Source organism: Acidovorax sp., assembly GCF_046291265.1.
Classification (GTDB): Bacteria; Pseudomonadota; Gammaproteobacteria; order Burkholderiales; family Burkholderiaceae_C; genus Acidovorax.
Genome location: NZ_JBKBTV010000053.1, coordinates 18,790 through 35,407, shown reverse-complemented (window position 1 = coordinate 35,407; position 16,618 = coordinate 18,790). Strand labels below are relative to the sequence as shown.

The window sequence follows — 16,618 nt, the reverse complement described above, 5'->3', positions numbered from 1 at the left end:
TGCCATGGTCCACGTGGCCGATCGTGCCCACGTTGACGTGGGGCTTGGTCCGTTCGAATTTACCTTTTGCCATTTTTCCGACTCCGAAAAAAATCTATATCAATTCAACAGGATTTCGGCGCAGCCAGAATCGGACGCACCCAAAATTGGTGCCCATGGCGGGAATCGGACCCGCGACCTCTCCCTTACCAAGGGAGTGCTCTACCACTGAGCCACATGGGCAACTTGGCGCCACCTTAGCAACACCAAAATCTCAAACTCAACAAACCAGCGAAACAAGCAATGGAGCGGGAGACGGGAATCGAACCCGCGTCATTAGCTTGGAAGGCTAGGGTTCTACCATTGAACTACTCCCGCATCGGCCAAAAACCTTTGCGAATCCAACCTCACGATAAAACGAAGTCAGACCTCACTTCAACACAACTCACTCACTGGTGGAGGGGACTGGATTCGAACCAGTGTAGGCGTAAGCCAACAGATTTACAGTCTGCCCCCTTTAGCCACTCGGGCACCCCTCCGGAGAATTTCGAATTATAGCACTATTTTTTGACCGCCGAGACAGACACCCACTCGAACGAACAGAACAACATGCAAAAAATCCCTGGGCGATGCAAGCTGGTGCGGCTGGCGGGGATCGAACCCACGACCCTTGGCTTCGGAGGCCAATACTCTATCCACTGAGCTACAGCCGCACTCGTGCATCAACACAGCCTTTGATTATCGCACGCAAGATGCCCAACCCAACCAGAGCGTTCGACGCCAGCAGCTCGCAAGTTCACTCCGTCAACACTGCGCCCCAGAAGCCAACCCCGACGGAACCGAAAGCCCCAGGCCCGACAAGTAAGCATCGGTGCTGACGCGTCCAACGCGAACCAAGTCAAAGGCGCCGTCATTCAGTATCCAGTTCTGCATCAAGCCATTGAACAACGCATGCAGACCAATCGCCGCCTCCATCGCCGTCATCGGCAATGCCACGCCCTGCATTTGCGCAGCGATCTGGAAGTCGCGCGCCAATTGGCAGGTAAACGCCTCGGAGGCGGCCAGGTGTCGCTCGCGCACCCCCGCCAGCTCCGTCACATATTCCACCTTGTAGATGGCAATCTCGAATACGCGACGTGTCCCCTCGTCTGACGCCACGGTTTGCAGGACCAGCGACATCACAGCCCGCAAACGCTGCACAGGATCCGGGCAAGTACTGCACTCAATTTCGCTGTAACCCTGCTCTAACGGTAGCGTCCTCCGCTCCATCATGGCGTTGAAAAGGTCTACCTTGTCCTTGAAGTGCCAGTAAATTGCGCCGCGAGTGGCGCCCGCCGCTTGCGCGATATCGCTCAAGGATGCCCGCGACACCCCCTTCTCCAGAAACACCTTTTCCGCAGCATCAATGAGGCTGTTACGCGTTGCAATTGCGTCTTCTTTGGTTTTGCGCGCCATGGTGTCTCCTTGTTCTTGTTCAAACTGGACTCCTTGGCGCGACACGCCAAGGCTTCAGCCAACAATTATACATTCATGTTTGTATGTATAATTGCGCACCTATTTGGTCAGACTCTGACCTCGGGTTGCTTGTGCCCGGCATCCCAATCCCCTACAACCCATTTCCTTGACGCCCATCAAAAGGACTCTCATGCCAAAACTGCGTGACGCATCCGTCGCTCCACCGTTCCGCGCTTCATCCGCCCAGAGCGTGCTTACCCTGGCGGCACTTGGCGCCGCAGCTTTGCTGCTGGCCGCGTGTGGCAAGCCCGACGGGCAGGCCGCTGCGGGCGCACCGAAGATGCCTCCCGTCGAGGTCGGGGTGGTCACGGCAACCCCAGGCGACGTGGGCCTCATCACAGAACTCCCCGGCCGGGTAGAAGCATCCCGCGTAGCGGAAGTTCGGGCTCGTGCAGCGGGCATCCTGCAACAACGGATGTTCAAGGAAGGCAGCGACGTCAAAGCGGGACAGCCACTTTTCCGTATTGATCCTGCACCCTACTCCGCGGCCGCCGAGAGCGCGCGAGCAAGCCTCGCCAAAACACAAGCTAATCTTTCGCAGGCGAGTGCGCAGGTAGAGCGTTACCGGCCGCTGGTGAGCGCCAATGCCATCAGCAAGCAAGACTTCGTGAACGCCGAAGCGGCTGAAAAGCAGGCCCAGGCAGATGTCGCGGCCGCCAAAGCCTCCGTGCGCACCGCAGACATCAACCTTGGCTATGCCAGCGTCACATCGCCCATCTCCGGCCGCATCGGTCGGGCGCTGGTGACCGAAGGCGCGCTGGTGGGACAAGGTGAAGCGACGGCCCTCGCCGTGGTGCAGCAGATCGACCCGGTGTACGTCAATTTCACCCAATCGGCCAGCGACGTGTTTCAGCTGCGACGCGCCATGGAAAGCGGGCAATTCAAACGCGCGGGCAGCGGCGAAGCCGCCAGCGTCAAACTTGTGATGGGCGACGGGACTGAATACGCGATGCCCGGCAAGCTGTTGTTCACCGACCTGTCCGTTGACTCCACCACAGGCCAAGTCATGCTCCGCGCCGAGGTCCCCAATCCCAAGGGAGAACTCCTGCCGGGCCTGTATCTGCGTGTACGCATTGAACAAGCGCAAGCCAGCAACGCTATCAGCCTGCCCCAGCAAGCAGTCACCCGGACACAGCAGGGTGACACCGTCAGCGTTGTGGGCGACGATGGGAAAGTCTCCCAGCGCCCCATCAAGATCAGCGCCGCGCAGAACAACCGCTGGGTGGTGCTCGACGGGCTGAAAGCGGGGGAAAAAGTCATGGTGGACGGCTTTCAAAAGCTGCAAATGCTGCCCCCCGGTACACCGGTGAAGCCAGTGCCGTGGCAGGCGCCAGGCACTGCTGCTGCTGCTGCGCCATCAACTGCCGCAGTTGCACCCGCATCGGCCCCCGCCGCAGCGGCTTCCAAGCCATAAGGGGCGCTCCAGCATGGCCAAGTTTTTTATTGATCGCCCCATCTTTGCGTGGGTGATAGCGCTCTTCATCATGGTGATGGGCGGCGTGGCAATCACACAGTTGCCGATCGCACAGTACCCGCCCGTGGCGCCCCCCGCCATCGTCATCAACGCCGCCTATCCCGGCGCTTCAGCGCAGACGCTCGAAGACAGTGTGCTCTCCGTCATTGAGCGGGAAATGAACGGATCTCCCGGCCTGCTCTATATGGAGTCGGTCGCGCAGGCAGACGGCTCCGGCAGCATCACGCTGAGCTTCCAGCCGGGCACCAATGCGGACCTGGCGCAAGTTGATGTGCAAAACCGCCTCTCGCGCGCGTCGCCCAGGCTGCCGTCTGCCGTGACACAGCAGGGTGTGCGTGTTGACAAGTCGCGCTCCAACTTCTTGCTGTTTGCGATGCTTTCGTCGACCAACCCGAAGATGGACACCGTGGCGCTGGGAGACTACGCCTCGCGCAACATCGTGCCCGAATTGCAACGGGTCAGTGGCATCGGCCAGGCCCAGTTGTTCGGAACCGAACGCGCCATGCGCATCTGGATCGACCCCGCCAAGATGGTCAGCTTCAACCTGTCTGCGGCAGAAATCACCGCGGCCATCCGTGCGCAGAACGCGCAAGTGGCCAGCGGCACGATTGGCGACCTGCCGAACGTGGCCGGTCAGGGCATTGCCGCCACCGTGGTGGTCAACGGTCAGTTGTCCAGCGTCGAGCAGTTTGGCAACGTGGTGCTGCGCGCCAACACCAATGGTTCCACGGTGCGCCTGAAGGACGTGGCCCGCATCGAGCTGGGCGGCCAGGCCTACTCGACATCGGCACGCTTGAACGGCAAACCCGCTGTGGGTATTGGCGTCCAGCTATCGCCCAGCGGCAATGCCCTCGAAGCCGCCAAGGCCGTGCGCACGAAGATGGATGAGCTGTCCCGCTACTTCCCCGAAGGCACGGAGTGGAGCATTCCGTACGACAGCTCACGCTTTGTCGACATCTCTATCACCCAGGTGGCGATTACGCTCCTGGAGGCTGTGGGCCTGGTGTTTCTGGTGATGTTCCTGTTCTTGCAAAACTGGCGCTACACCATCATTCCGACCATCGTCGTGCCCATCGCGCTGCTCGGAACCTTCGCCACCTTGCTGGCGCTGGGCTTCTCGATCAACGTGTTGACCATGTTCGGCATGGTGCTGGTGATTGGTATCGTGGTGGACGATGCCATCGTGGTCGTGGAGAACGTCGAGCGCATCATGAGCGAAGAGGGCCTGCCGCCGCTGGAGGCAACCCGCAAAGCCATGCGCCAGATCTCGGGCGCCATCATCGGTGTGACGGTGGTCCTGATATCCGTGTTTGTGCCGTTGGCATTTTTCGCTGGGTCTACCGGCAACATCTACCGCCAGTTCTCCGCGGTGATGGTGGCGTCCATTGGCTTCTCGGCTTTCATGGCCTTGTCGCTGACTCCTGCACTCTGCGCCACCTTGCTCAAACCGGTAGAAGCGGGCCACCACCACGAAAAGCGTGGATTCTTTGGTTGGTTCAACCGGGGCTTTTCGCGCACCGCCAAAGGCTACGAAGGCATGGTGTCACGCATGCTCAAACGTGCCGCGCGCTACCTCATCATCTATGCCGCCATCATCGGTGCTGTGGTGGTCGTGTACATGCGTCTGCCCACGTCATTCCTGCCCGGTGAAGACCAGGGCAACATCATCGTCAACGTGCAATTGCCGCCCGGCGCGACGCAAGAACGCACGCTGGCCGTGATGGAGCAGGTCGAAGAGTTCATCCTGAAGCAACCTGAAGTGCAGAGCATGGTGGGTGTGTTGGGCTTCAGCTTCTCCGGCCAGGGACAGAATGCCGCACTGGCGTTCGTGACCCTCAAGGACTGGAAGGATCGCCACGGCCCCGGCCAATCTGCCCAAGACCTGGCCAACCGCGCCTTCGGTGGTCTTTCGGGCATTCGCGATGCCTTCATCTTTCCGTTGAGCCCGCCACCCATCCCCGAACTGGGTAATGCCAGCGGGTTTACCTTCCGCCTGCAAGACCGCAGCGGCGCCGGACACCAGGCGCTCGTCAACGCCCGCAACCAGTTGCTGGGCATGGCCTCGCAAAGCAAAGTGCTGTCTCAAGTGCGCCCCGACGGCCTGGAAGACGCGCCCCAGCTGCGGATCGACATTGACCGCGACAAAGCCAACGCCCTGGGTGTCTCGTTCGACTCGATCAATTCCTCGTTGTCCTCCGCCCTGGGATCGTCCTATGTGAACGACTTCCCGAACCAAGGTCGCCTGCAGCGTGTTGTGGTGCAAGCCGATGCGCCCGCGCGCATGCAGCCGGACGATCTGCTCAAGATCAACGCCAACAACAGCCTGGGCAAACCGGTGCCGCTGTCGGCGTTTGCGACGACCCAATGGGTCAACGGCGCACAGCAGACCGTGCGTTACAACGGCTACCCAGCCATGCGGATATCGGGCTCGCCCGCGCCAGGCATGAGCACCGGCGCAGCGATGGCCGAGATGGAGAAACTCGCAGCCCAGCTGCCCGCAGGCTTTGGCTACGAGTGGACCGGTCAGTCACGAGAAGAAAAACTTGCTGGCTCGCAATCGCTCATCTTGTACAGCTTCGCCATCCTGGCGGTGTTCCTGTGCTTGGCCGCGCTGTATGAAAGCTGGTCGATCCCGCTGGCGGTGATTCTGGTCGTGCCGCTGGGCGTGTTGGGTGTGCTGCTGGCCACCTTGCTCCGCGGTTACGCGAACGATGTGTACTTCCAGGTGGGGCTGATCACCATCATTGGTTTGTCCGCAAAGAACGCCATTTTGATCATTGAGTTTGCGAAAGACCTTCAAGCGCAGGGCAAGGGCGTGATCGAGTCGGCGCTGACCGCTGCGCATCTGCGCTTCCGTCCGATCGTCATGACGTCCATGGCGTTTGGCCTGGGCGTGGTGCCGCTGGCCATTGCTTCGGGCGCTGGCTCGGCCAGCCAGCGCGCCATTGGAACGGGCGTGCTGGGCGGAATGATCACCGGCACCGCTTTGGCAGTGTTCTTTGTGCCCGTGTTCTTTGTGGTGGTGCGCAGCCTGTTCAAGGGCAGCGCACGCCAGCAGGAAATGAATCGCCGCCATGCAGAAGAAGCAGGAGTTGGAACCCATGATTAAACGAAGCACTCCCCTCGCCCTCGCGGCCGCGGCACTGCTGGCAGGCTGCTCGTTCATCCCGACGTACGAGCGCCCTGTAGCACCCGTCCCTGCCACGTACGCAGCCAACGCTACACAAGCCTCTGCGCCCACCGTGCCTTGGCAAGACTACTTTGCCGAGCCCCGGCTGCGGCAACTGATCGAGGCTGCCCTGGCCAACAACCGCGACTTGCGCGTGGCGGTGCTCAACATCGAGCAGGCACGCGCTACCTTCCAGGTGCGCCGCGCAGATCTGTACCCGGGCGTGGGCCTCGCGGCCAATGCCAGCCGGGCTCCGGCCACGGGCACGGGCGACCTGACCAACTCGTTCAGCGTCGGGCTCGCGGTGTCCGCGTGGGAGATCGACTTCTTCGGCCGCATTGCAAGCCTCAAAGAACAAGCCCTCGCCCAATACCTCGCCACCGAAGAAGGCCGCAACGCCGCGCAAGTGAGTCTGGTGGCGGCGGTGGCCAATGGCTGGCTGAACCTGCTGGCAGACGAAGAACTGCTCGACCTGTCGCGCCGAACGCTCGCCTCGCGGGAAGAATCGGTGCAACTGACCCAGTTGCGTCTGGAGGCAGGCGTGGCCTCCGCACTCGACTTCCGCCAGGCGCAGTCGCTGACACAAGCCGCACGGGCCACCCTGGCCCAGCAGCAGCGGCAGCGAGCGCTCGATGAAAACGCCTTGGCCTTGCTGCTGGGGCAAGCATTGCCAGACGATGTCCGCGCCAGTTTGGTAGGCAGCAAGCTGGCCGATGCACCGGCCATGTCGCCGCTGCCAGCAGGGTTGCCTTCTGAACTGCTGACTCGCCGCCCCGACATCCGGCAGGCGGAGCAGCAACTGGTGGGCGCCAACGCCAACATCGGCGCCGCGCGCGCCGCGTTCTTCCCCCGCATCTCGCTCACCACGCAGGCGGGCACGGCCAGTGGTGAACTGTCCGGCCTGTTCAAGAGCGGGTCCTGGGGCTTTTCCATTGCCCCGTCGCTGCTGCTGCCGATTTTTGACGCGGGCCGCAACCAGGCCAACCTCGACAGCGCGCAGGCAGGCCGGGGCATTGCCATTGCCCAGTACGAAAAAGCCATCCAGACCGCGTTCCGCGAGGTTTCCGATGCGCTTGCAGGCCAAGCGACGCTGGGCGAACAGGCACAGGCGCAGCAGTTGCAGGTGGACGCCGAGGCGGCGCGTTTGCAGTTGGCAGATCTGCGCTATCGCAACGGCGTGTCCAGCTACCTCGATCTGCTGGACGCTCAGCGCTCGCTGTTTGCCACCCAACAAGCGGTGGTACAGGTACGGCTGGCGCAATTGCAAAACCAGGTGTCGCTGTACAAAGCCCTGGGGGGCGGCGCTCCCGAGGGCCCAGCGGGCAAACCTTCCTGACGCCAAGCCGAGCACCCCGGGCGCGTCAATCCACGCGGCCGCGGGTGTCTGCCAGGCAGTTCCTATCGCCTTGCACCCGACCACGGAGGCACAGCGCGGCCAGTCTTCACCAAGCGACCCAGGCTCGGCAGATATAATTTAGGGTTGATTTCATCAAAGCCCCCGATACACCTGAGGACGTCATGAGCGACAACCACCACGAAGAAGCCCATACCGGACCGATCAAGAACCCCAAACAACTACTGGTCGCGGTACTTGCGTCGTTTGTGATTCCGATCTTCGCCATCATTGGCTTGGTCCTGTATGTCACGTCGGCCGACAAGCCCGCTCCCGGCAACGCCAACCCTGAGAAGGCCCTGGCAGAGCGCATCCAGAAGGTCGGCATGGTGGAAATCCGCGACGCCAACCGCCCGCTAGCCACCGGCGAAGCCGTTTACAAAGGCCAGTGCGCCGCTTGCCACACGGCTGGAGCGGCCGGGGCTCCCAAGTTTGCAGACGCTGACGCCTGGTCGGCACGCATCAAGACGGGTTTTGAAGCATTGGTGGCATCGGCCCTGAAGGGCAAGGGAGCCATGGCGCCCCAAGGTGGCGGCGACTTCAATGACACCGAGATCGCTCGCGCCGTGGCTTACATGGCCAACGCAGCCGGTGCCAAGTTTGCCGAACCTGCCGCTCCCGCAGCAGCAGGTGCAGCGGCTGCCGATGCAGCTCCAGCAGCCTCCACCCCCGCCGCAGAACCCGTGGCCGCTGCTGCGCCAGCGGCTGACGCTGCCGCAGCAGCACCGGCAACAGCCCCCGCACCAGTCACTACGGCATCGGCCAATGGCGAAGCCCTGTACAAACAGGCTTGCCAGGTGTGCCATGCCGCTGGTGTGGCTGGCGCCCCCAAGCTGGGTGACAAGACGGCCTGGTCGCCCCGCCTGACGGCAGGCATGGATGCGCTGTATGCCAGCGTCGTCAAGGGCAAAGGCGCCATGCCTCCCCGCGGTGGTGCGGCACAGGCCTCAGATGCAGATCTGCGTGCTGCGGTGGACTACATGACGGCCACCGTCAAATAAGTGATCGACCCCGGAGCCGCGCGCAGCCAAGCGTGAGACTCCCCCAAAAGCCGGTACCGGAGCGTCAGCGCCCAGTGACCGGCTTTTTTAATGTGCGGGGCGTAATGCGATGGGGAGGCAAGCGAACAACACCTCTGTCGCATTCCTCTCAGCAACGTAGAAAACCAGCTACGGCACCGGCACCGGCACCGGTGGCGGTGGCGGTGACGAAGGTGAAGGCGGTGGCGCCTTGGGCCGGCCATTCGCCTCCCAGCGCGCCTGGGGGCTCATGGTGTAACCGTACTGCGTGGGCAAATCCTCGGCTCGCACCTCCTGCGGGGTCCAGCGGCCAGCCTCCACCGCCTCGGACGCCGCCAGCACGTCCAGCGTGTGCACCAGGCCCACGCCCAGCTCCGACGTCAGATACACACGGCCTTCAGCGTCCATCAGGCAGTCCTGCACCGCAGTGCGGCGCCCGGTGTGCGACAGAACCGCAAAGTCAGGCTGGATGCGCCAGATGAAGGGGGTGGCTTCCAGCTCTACATACACGCGCTGCGGTCCATTCTGAAAGAACCACTGCCCTTGCGCATCCGGCTCGTAATTGCGCGCTATGAACTCAATGAGCTTTTCATGCTCCAGCAACGAGCCTTTGGTTTGCGGAAAGGGCCCTTGCGCCTGCGTGGCGTCGTCACGCAGATACCAGCGGCCCCGCGCATCCAAGCCGAGCCAGCCATAGCAGTCAGGTACGTTGGGCCACTTGGCCAGGGCCTGTTTAACGATGTCATCCATGGCGCGATTGTGGCCCTCACGCCTCCGGGTGCGTGTCAGCCTGGGTCGACAGCCAGTCGCCCACGATGTCCGGCATGGCGCGCACATGGCCGGGGAGCCGTCCCTTGGCAAAACCGACATGGCCGCCATGCGCGGGCTGCCAGAGCGTGACACACGGGCCCACCTCGTGCACGCCCGGCAGGCTGCTGGCGGGCACAAAGGGGTCGTTGCGCGCATTGACCACCAGGGCCGGGATGCGGATGTGGCGCAGCAGCGGTTTGGCGGACGCGCGCAGCCAATAGTCCTCGGTATTTTTGTAGCCGTGCAGCGGCGCGGTGAACACGTTGTCAAACGCGTACAGGTCGCGTGCGGCAAGCAGGGCCTCTTTGTCAAACAGCCCGGGGTGCTGGGCGAGTTTTTGCAAAGCCTTGGGGACCAGGCTGCGCATGAACATGCGGGTGTAGATCTGGCGGTTGAATCCGCGGCCAATGGCGTGGCCGCCTGCGGCCAGATCGACCGGCGAGCACACAGCGGCCACCGCGTCTGCGCTGCGCGCGGCGTCAGTGCCCACTTCGGCGGCCCAGCGCAGCAGCGCGTTGCCACCCAGCGACACCCCCACCGCCATCAGCGGCCCAGCGTGCGCTGCCCGAAACCGCTGCAGCATCCAGCCGATCTCGGCGTGGTCGCCCGAGTGGTAGGCCCGCGGCGCACGGTTGATTTCGCCGCTGCACCCCCGGAAGTGGGGCAGCGCACAGGCCCAGCCGCGCTCGCGCGCAAGGTCGGCAAAGGCCTCGCTGTAGTGGCTGCGCGACGACCCTTCCAGGCCATGGAACACCACCAGCAGGGGCCGGGTTTCCCCAGCCGGAATGCCGTCCTGCAGAAAATCCACATCCACAAAATCGCCGTCCGGTGTGTCCCAGCGCTCGCGCCGGTACGCGGGCCGTGCGCCAAACCCCCGGCGTGAATACAGGGCCGGCCAGATGGTTTGGAGCTGGCCACCGGGCAACCAGCGAGGCGCTACATATTTCATAGCTATTAGCGCTTATGGATAAAGCACTAGAGGGCAAAAAGACTTAAAAATTGGGGCGACCAACGGTCGCCGCGAAGCGCACCACTGTGAGCGCCAGAAATCGGCTCCATCGCCATCAATGCAGCACGGGCCGCTGCGAATCCATGACCTGGGCATCAGGCGCCGTGCCAGCGCTGGCGTGGTGGGCCACCATGCGCCAGCCTTCCGGGGTCTTGTGATAGACATTGGTGGCCAGCACCACCGCCTGGTGCAGGCCGTCGGGCAGCATGACTTCGACCTGCTCGGCCACGCTGTGCACAGCGCTGGTCAGCGCCACCACCCGGTGCACGTGCACGGGTCGCGCACGCACGGTGCCGTTGGCAAACATGCCCTCAAACGCGGCGCGGATGGCACCCGCGCCCAGCAAACGGGGGCCCCCGGGGTGCACGCACACGATGTCATCTTCTTCCGCCCAGCACGACATCAGCAGTTCGATGTCGCCACGCTGCAAGGCTTCGTAAAAGGCGGACTCGGTCTCGTCGGGGGATCCGCCAAGCGTGGCGGCTCTTGATTGGGCGCGGGGCATGCTGAAGGGAGGTGGTGAGATTCGAAAAACGGTGCGGAGCCCGCTATTGTGCGGGCATCGCCACACGGCACTTGCTGCAAAATCCGCAGACCTTTCGGTTTCTGGCACATTCGGCCCATCCCATCTCCCCTGGCGACGCCCCACCATGACACACCGCTTTCTTGCCCTCCTCGCCCTTGTGGTCGCCGCATTCACGCTGAGCGGCTGTGGCTACAACGACTTCCAGCGGCTGGACGAACAATCCAAAGCTGCGTGGAGCGAGGTGCTCAACCAGTACCAGCGCCGGGCTGACCTGGTGCCCAACATCGTGGCCACCGTCAAGGGCGAAGCCAATTTCGAGCAAGAGACGCTGACCCGCGTGATCGAGGCACGCGCCAAAGCCACCTCCATCACGGTCACGCCCGAAACCCTGAACAACCCCGAGGCCTTCAACAAGTTCCAGCAGGCGCAGGGCGAACTGTCGGGTGCGCTGTCGCGGCTGATGGCGGTGTCCGAGCGCTACCCCACCCTGCAGGCCAACCAGGGCTTTCGGGACCTGCGCGTGACGCTGGAGGGCACCGAGAACCGCATCACCGTGGCCCGCAACCGCTTCATCCAGACCGTGCAGGACTACAACGTGCTGGCGCGCAGCTTCCCCACCAACCTGACGGCGATGGCGTTCAGCTATGACCCCAAGCCCAGCTTCACCGTGACCAACGAGGCGCAGATCGCCGTGCCGCCCACCGTGGACTTCTCGGCCTCGCAGCCCAAAAAGTGATCCTTAGCGGTCATTTCCATAGAAATATTGGCCAAATATGCCTCTAGCGCTTATCCATCAAGCGCTGATAGCTATATTTTTAATAGCATTCGCGGCGCCATGGGCACATGCCGACAACGGGCCCCTGCCCGTGCCCGCACTCACCGGCCATGTCATTGACCAGACGGGCACGCTGACCGCCGCCGACATCAGCACGTTACAGGCGCAGCTGGTGGCGCTGCAGCAATCCAAGGGCTCGCAAGTGGTGCTGCTGATGGTGCCCACCACGGCGCCCGAAGACATTGCGGCCTATGCCAACCGCGTCGGCAACCAATGGAAGATCGGCCGCCGCGACGTGGGGGACGGCGTGCTGCTGGTGGTGGCCAAGAACGACCGCAAGATGCGCATCGAAGTCGCCAAAGCGCTGGAGGGCGCCATCCCCGACATTGCTGCCGCACGCATCATCGATGGCGCGATGAAGCCGCGGTTTCAGCAAAACGACTATGCGGGCGGGCTGAACGCTGCGGTCGCGCAGCTCAGCGCCCGCATTGCGGGCGAAGCCCTGCCCGCGCCAGACGATCAAGCCACCGACACCGGACAGGGTGACAGCGGCTTTGACTGGACCGACCTGGCCATTTTTGTGTTCTTCGGCGTGATGGTGGGCGGGCCGCTGGCGCGCAGCCTGTTTGGCAATGCGCTGGGCGGCTTGCTGATGGGCGGCGGGGTCGGCGCCGTGGCTTTTTGGGTCACGTCCAGCCTGATGGTGTCAGCAGGCGCCGGGCTGCTGGCCTTGCTGTACACCTGGATCTTCAGCGGACGCAGCGGGCCGGTGATCCATGGCGGCGGGGGTGGCAGCAGCAGTGGGGGAAGCTGGGGCGGGAGTAGTAGCAGTAGCAGCAGCGACAGCGGCGGATTCAGCTCGGGCGGCGGCGGCGATTTTGGTGGCGGTGGCGCCTCGGGAGACTGGTAGACATGGCGACACACCCAACCGGCCACCCCGCCCACCAAACACCCAGCTTGTGGCACCGCATGGCGCGGCTCGTGCGCCATCGCTTGGCAGAAGACGCGCTGCGGCGCACCTTCCCGGCCGATCTGATCGACCGCCTCACCCGCCGCGTGGCGGCCAGCGAGCGCCGCCATACCGGCCAGATCCGCATCTGCGTGGAAGGCGGGCTGCCCCTGTCTTACCTGTGGCGCGGCGCCAGCGCACGCGATCGGGCCGTGACCCTATTTGGCAAACAGCGGGTGTGGGACACCGAAGCCAACAACGGCGTACTGATTTATCTGCTGGAGGCAGACCACGCCATCGAAATCGTGGCCGACCGGGGCCTTGCACGCCACGTGGCGCCAGACACCTGGCAGACCCTGGTGGCGCAGATGGGCGAGGCCTTTCGCGCCGGGCGCCATGAAGAAGGGCTGACCCAGGCGCTGTCGGAAGTCTCGACCCTGCTGGTGCAGCATTTCCCATCAAGTACGGGCCTGGACGGCGACGAGACTCGCCACAACGAGCTACCCGACCACCCGGTGATTGGCCGCAAGTGACGCTGCCAGCCTGCAGACGGGACACAGGACACTGACCACAGCCGCTGTTACGCTTGTACACTTTGCTACAGACCGCTGACCTGGGGTGAGGGAGCCACCCAGGTGCGGGACACCGAGATTTCGTTCACTGCGCCGTCCCGGCGGTAGACAAAACGCTCCGCCAACTTCTTGACGAAATGCACACCCAAACCACCGACATGCCTGTCTTCGAGCGCTGCCTCGACATCGGCAGCCACCAGCGCGGTGGGATCAAAGGGCGGCCCCTGGTCACGCAGCACAGCGCTCAGGGTGGCAGGGGCGTCAAAGGTGATTTGCACCGACACTGGCCCGCCCTGGCCACCATAACCATGGGTGGCCACATTCGTCAGCAGCTCATCCAGCATCAGCCCAAAAGAGGATGCCAGCGGCATCGGCACCTCATGCCCCTGCGCCCAGTCTTCCAGGCGTTCAAAGAAAGCCGGGAGTTCCGAAACGGTACCGGACAGGGTGCATTGCAATGGGGCCGGATGGTTCATAGGCAGCATGCGCTGGAAGGGGCCATGGACACTGAGGCGCACCTCCCAAGCTGGGCAGGCCTGCGCAATCGTCGGCGCATTGTGGCATGAGCCGGACCGCCATTTCATCGGGCGAGACAGCGGCGCAGCCCCGTACCGTGAAGCCCGCAGCGCCAATGGCAGCGCGCGCTCCCGGCGTGGCCGCGCTGTGGGAAGTGGCGGGGCTGTGGCTGCTGATCGTGCTGGCGGGCGTGCTGTTGATTGCCTTTCTGCTGCTCAACATTCGCACCCACGAAGAGCAGAACATCCAGCGTGCACGGCTGTCTCTCACACTGTCGGCGCTGCAGGAATCCATCGAAGGCGACCTGGCACTGGGACTGGACCTGCCCGACCACCGGGCCGTGCAACCCCGACTGGAACGGGCCCTGTCTGGCGACCGACAGCTGTACGCCATTGACGTAGTGGACCGCGCTGGCATCGCGCTGTTCAGCACCGACCGCGGCGCCATTGGCGAACCGCTGCACCCGCGCGCTGCGCTGGCGGCAGACGCAGGCACCCGCAACGACCGGCCCTGGACCGCACGGATCGGAACCGAGGCCGTCACCGGGCTGCCGCTGCACAACGCGTTCGGCGAGGTGGTGGGACACATCAGCACCAGCTATGCCGCCCCTGCACCTGCGCTGCAATGGACCGATGGAAAACCCTTGCGGGACAAACTGCTCAACCCCCTGCTCCTGGCCACGTGCGCCCTGCTGGTAGCCGTGGTGCTGCTGGGCGGCGTGGCAGCACGCTGGGCGCTGGCCCCCCAAACCCGGCGCCTCGCGGAGGAACGGTCTGGCACGCTGGCCAAAGCGCTGGCCCAAACGGCCGCCGTGCGCCTGCGGATGGACCACTGCCTGGCGCGGCTGGACGAAAGCGAGCGCCAGGAATGACGCCCAAACCCCACACATCCCTTGCACCCCGTGCGGACCGCTCCGCACGTGCGGCCCGCACCTGGCGGTCCAGTTCGGCCATGCGGCTTGGCGGCATCGCCTTGTTGCTGCTGGTGCTGGCGGCAGCGGTTCTGGCCGGGCTCACCCATGACCAGCTGCGGGACATGCGCCAGGACAGCGAGCGCACCCGCGCCCAGTTGATGGCCGAATCACTCAGCCAGCGCATCTCCCACGCGGTGGACATTGGCATCCCTTTCGAGGCGCTGGTGGGTGTGGACGCGTTGTTCAATCAGCGGCTGGGCGCGCACCCCGACATCCAGTCCATTGCACTCCTGCACAGCAGCGGGCAGGTGCTCAAGTCGGTGGCGCGCGATCAGCCGGGCCACACCACGGCAGGCACAGCCGCCGACGCGCCCATTGTGGTGCGGGGCATCACGCTGGGCGCCGTCCGCCTCACCTTGCAAGAGACCGGTGCGGGCGCCTTTGCGCGCAGTGCAGCGGCCTTGTTGATCCCGACGGTGCTGCTGCTGGCAACGCTCGCGTTTTTGGCGGCACGATTTTCTGAATCCCATGGCCCGCAGCTGCGCAACCATGCGGTGCGGCTGGCCACACGCGCCATCGCGGGCGGGCGCTACGACCGTTCGGTGGTGGTCCCCAACCGGCGGGGGTTTGATCTGCGCGCCCAGCAGTTGAGCCACGCCGTACGGGGGGTGCATGAAACGCTGGTCCGTGTGCGCCGGCTTATCGCCTCCCTGCGGCAGACCGAGCCCCAGGCCCACCGCCGCGAATACCTGGACAGGTTGCTGGCCGATGCAGAGGGATCAAACCGTTTTGCAGAACACGGGCTGATGCAGATCCGGGTCGTTGCAGCAGAGTCTCAAACTTTCTGGGCCAGCTTGCTGATGGCGCTGAGCGCCGCGGCGCTGCCCGGCATGCTCTTGTCGCAGACAGCGCCCACCGGGGCGCAAAGCCCCGCACTGCAGGCCGCAGCCACGTGCTGCCTGTGGCTGGCATCGGCCGCAGTGGCTGGGTGGCTCACGCAACAACGCCGCTGGCATGCGCTGTCGGTCCTGTTCGCGGCCTGTGCGGGCCTGGGTGCGTTGGCCCTGGCGCTGGCCACGGGCGTTGTGGCCCCATTGAGTGAGCGCACCCTTTGGATCGGCACGGCCCTGGGGTGCGGGGCGATTGCCGGAGCGGTGCTGGTAGCCTGCACTGCCGTGGAGCAGGCCGCCCACCGCCAGGGTCATGCGCACGCCATGCCACGCTGGCCTGCCGCGTCGCTGGGTGCATGGCTGAGCGCCGCCATCTGGCTCGGGCCTGCGCTGGGTGCAGTGGCATCGACTGCGCTCGGCCCGCTGTATGGGGTGCTGGCACTCACACTCCCGGTTCTTTGTGCAGGCTTTCTGTTGCTGCGATGGAACGAGCCCCGCAGCCCCTGGCGCAACCGCATTCGCGACCATGCGGCCGCCCTGGCCGCTGCGGCCGCAGAACACCCCGGCAACACCCGTCCGCATTGGAGCGCGGGTGCAGGCGTCACGCTGGCTGCCGGGCTGCTGGCAGCACAAGGGCTGGTGGTTTCTACCGCTGGCGCGCAGCTGTTGGGCAACACGGTGCTGGCGTGCGCGCTGGGCCTGGGCGTGATTGCCGGGCTGCTGGCGCCCCACCGGGGCCGGCGCGCCGGGGATAACAGGGACAGCACCCTGCTCGCCGTGGCGGCCACACTGAACGGAGTGGCGCTGATGGTTCCGGCAACATTCATTGGGCACGCGCCCGTGCTGGCTGCGGCGGGGTTGCTGACGGCGTACCTGCTGGGCCGTGCGGTCACCGCGACGCAGCGTCTGCTTCACCTTTCACCCACCGCCTGGCTGGTGGGCGGCACGGTAGGTGCGGCCTTGTCGATGGCCCTCACGGCGGGTAGCGTGGCAACGGGAAGCATGGGGCTGGCGGCCACGCTGGCACTGGTGTGGAGCGCCTGGCGCACGCGCCGAATGGCGCTGACCTTGCCCGCACGAAAGGACCACGATGCAGCTTAGGCGTCGCA

The 16,618-nt window shown here is 64.4% G+C and carries 14 protein-coding genes, 4 tRNA genes and 1 pseudogene; 9 read left to right on the top strand and 10 right to left on the bottom strand.

Going from position 1 to position 16,618, the window contains the following annotated elements:
- The 6 genes and pseudogenes from ACK41V_RS17840 to ACK41V_RS17815 all read right to left on the bottom strand — a co-directional run.
- Positions 1 to 73, bottom strand: a pseudogene (locus ACK41V_RS17840) (elongation factor Tu); the annotation flags it as partial.
- Positions 74 to 147: 74 nt separating this feature from the next.
- Positions 148 to 222, bottom strand: a tRNA-Thr gene (locus ACK41V_RS17835).
- A 61-nt stretch (positions 223 to 283) separates the two neighbouring features.
- Positions 284 to 357 (bottom strand) — tRNA-Gly (locus ACK41V_RS17830).
- A 75-nt stretch (positions 358 to 432) separates the two neighbouring features.
- Positions 433 to 518, bottom strand: a tRNA-Tyr gene (locus tag ACK41V_RS17825).
- A gap of 98 nt (positions 519 to 616) precedes the next feature.
- A tRNA-Arg gene (locus ACK41V_RS17820) sits at positions 617 to 692 on the bottom strand.
- 91 nt (positions 693 to 783) lie between these two features.
- Positions 784 to 1,434: a TetR family transcriptional regulator gene (locus ACK41V_RS17815; protein WP_409784234.1), complete on the bottom strand. Its 651-nt coding sequence runs from the start codon at positions 1,432 to 1,434 to the stop codon at positions 784 to 786.
- Between the two features lie 190 nt (positions 1,435 to 1,624).
- Between ACK41V_RS17815 and ACK41V_RS17810 the strand changes: the two genes are divergently transcribed.
- From ACK41V_RS17810 to ACK41V_RS17795, 4 genes are all read left to right on the top strand, one after another.
- Positions 1,625 to 2,908 (top strand): efflux RND transporter periplasmic adaptor subunit, encoded by a 1,284-nt coding sequence (locus ACK41V_RS17810; RefSeq protein ID WP_409784233.1) that lies wholly within the window; start codon positions 1,625 to 1,627, stop codon positions 2,906 to 2,908.
- Positions 2,909 to 2,921: 13 nt separating this feature from the next.
- Entirely contained in the window at positions 2,922 to 6,077 is a 3,156-nt protein-coding gene (locus ACK41V_RS17805) for an efflux RND transporter permease subunit (RefSeq protein ID WP_409784232.1), read from the top strand.
- Positions 6,070 to 7,473: an efflux transporter outer membrane subunit gene (locus ACK41V_RS17800; RefSeq protein ID WP_409784230.1), complete on the top strand. Its 1,404-nt coding sequence runs from the start codon at positions 6,070 to 6,072 to the stop codon at positions 7,471 to 7,473. The genes ACK41V_RS17805 and ACK41V_RS17800 overlap by 8 nt, the downstream gene beginning before the upstream one ends.
- A gap of 182 nt (positions 7,474 to 7,655) precedes the next feature.
- A complete protein-coding gene (locus ACK41V_RS17795; protein WP_409784229.1) occupies positions 7,656 to 8,531 on the top strand; it encodes a c-type cytochrome in 876 nt (291 codons plus the stop codon).
- 168 nt (positions 8,532 to 8,699) lie between these two features.
- Here ACK41V_RS17795 and ACK41V_RS17790 read toward each other — a convergent pair whose 3' ends face one another.
- From ACK41V_RS17790 to ACK41V_RS17780, 3 genes are all read right to left on the bottom strand, one after another.
- A complete protein-coding gene (locus ACK41V_RS17790; RefSeq protein ID WP_409784228.1) occupies positions 8,700 to 9,299 on the bottom strand; it encodes a DUF2946 family protein in 600 nt (199 codons plus the stop codon).
- Positions 9,300 to 9,315: 16 nt separating this feature from the next.
- Positions 9,316 to 10,308 (bottom strand): YheT family hydrolase, encoded by a 993-nt coding sequence (locus ACK41V_RS17785; RefSeq protein ID WP_409784226.1) that lies wholly within the window; start codon positions 10,306 to 10,308, stop codon positions 9,316 to 9,318.
- 115 nt (positions 10,309 to 10,423) lie between these two features.
- Positions 10,424 to 10,873: a YybH family protein gene (locus tag ACK41V_RS17780; protein WP_409784224.1), complete on the bottom strand. Its 450-nt coding sequence runs from the start codon at positions 10,871 to 10,873 to the stop codon at positions 10,424 to 10,426.
- Positions 10,874 to 11,018: 145 nt separating this feature from the next.
- Here ACK41V_RS17780 and ACK41V_RS17775 point away from each other — a divergent pair, with 145 nt between their 5' ends.
- The 3 genes from ACK41V_RS17775 to ACK41V_RS17765 are packed head-to-tail and all read left to right on the top strand — an operon-like array spanning position 11,019 to position 13,151.
- Entirely contained in the window at positions 11,019 to 11,630 is a 612-nt protein-coding gene (locus ACK41V_RS17775) for a LemA family protein (protein ID WP_409784223.1), read from the top strand.
- Between the two features lie 37 nt (positions 11,631 to 11,667).
- A complete protein-coding gene (locus ACK41V_RS17770; protein WP_409784222.1) occupies positions 11,668 to 12,579 on the top strand; it encodes a TPM domain-containing protein in 912 nt (303 codons plus the stop codon).
- 2 nt (positions 12,580 to 12,581) lie between these two features.
- Complete coding sequence (locus ACK41V_RS17765; RefSeq protein WP_409784220.1) at positions 12,582 to 13,151, top strand: TPM domain-containing protein; 570 nt, start codon at positions 12,582 to 12,584, stop codon at positions 13,149 to 13,151.
- Between the two features lie 65 nt (positions 13,152 to 13,216).
- On the opposite strand, the gene ACK41V_RS17760 is transcribed toward ACK41V_RS17765, so the two are convergent.
- Entirely contained in the window at positions 13,217 to 13,666 is a 450-nt protein-coding gene (locus tag ACK41V_RS17760) for an ATP-binding protein (protein WP_409784218.1), read from the bottom strand.
- A gap of 86 nt (positions 13,667 to 13,752) precedes the next feature.
- Between ACK41V_RS17760 and ACK41V_RS17755 the strand changes: the two genes are divergently transcribed.
- Positions 13,753 to 14,577, top strand: coding sequence for a hypothetical protein (locus ACK41V_RS17755; protein ID WP_409784217.1), 825 nt, complete (start codon positions 13,753 to 13,755; stop codon positions 14,575 to 14,577).
- Positions 14,574 to 16,610, top strand: a complete 2,037-nt coding sequence (locus ACK41V_RS17750; RefSeq protein WP_409784215.1) for a hypothetical protein — start codon at positions 14,574 to 14,576, stop codon at positions 16,608 to 16,610. Before ACK41V_RS17755 ends, ACK41V_RS17750 begins: the two co-directional genes overlap by 4 nt.
- Positions 16,611 to 16,618: the final 8 nt, after the last annotated feature.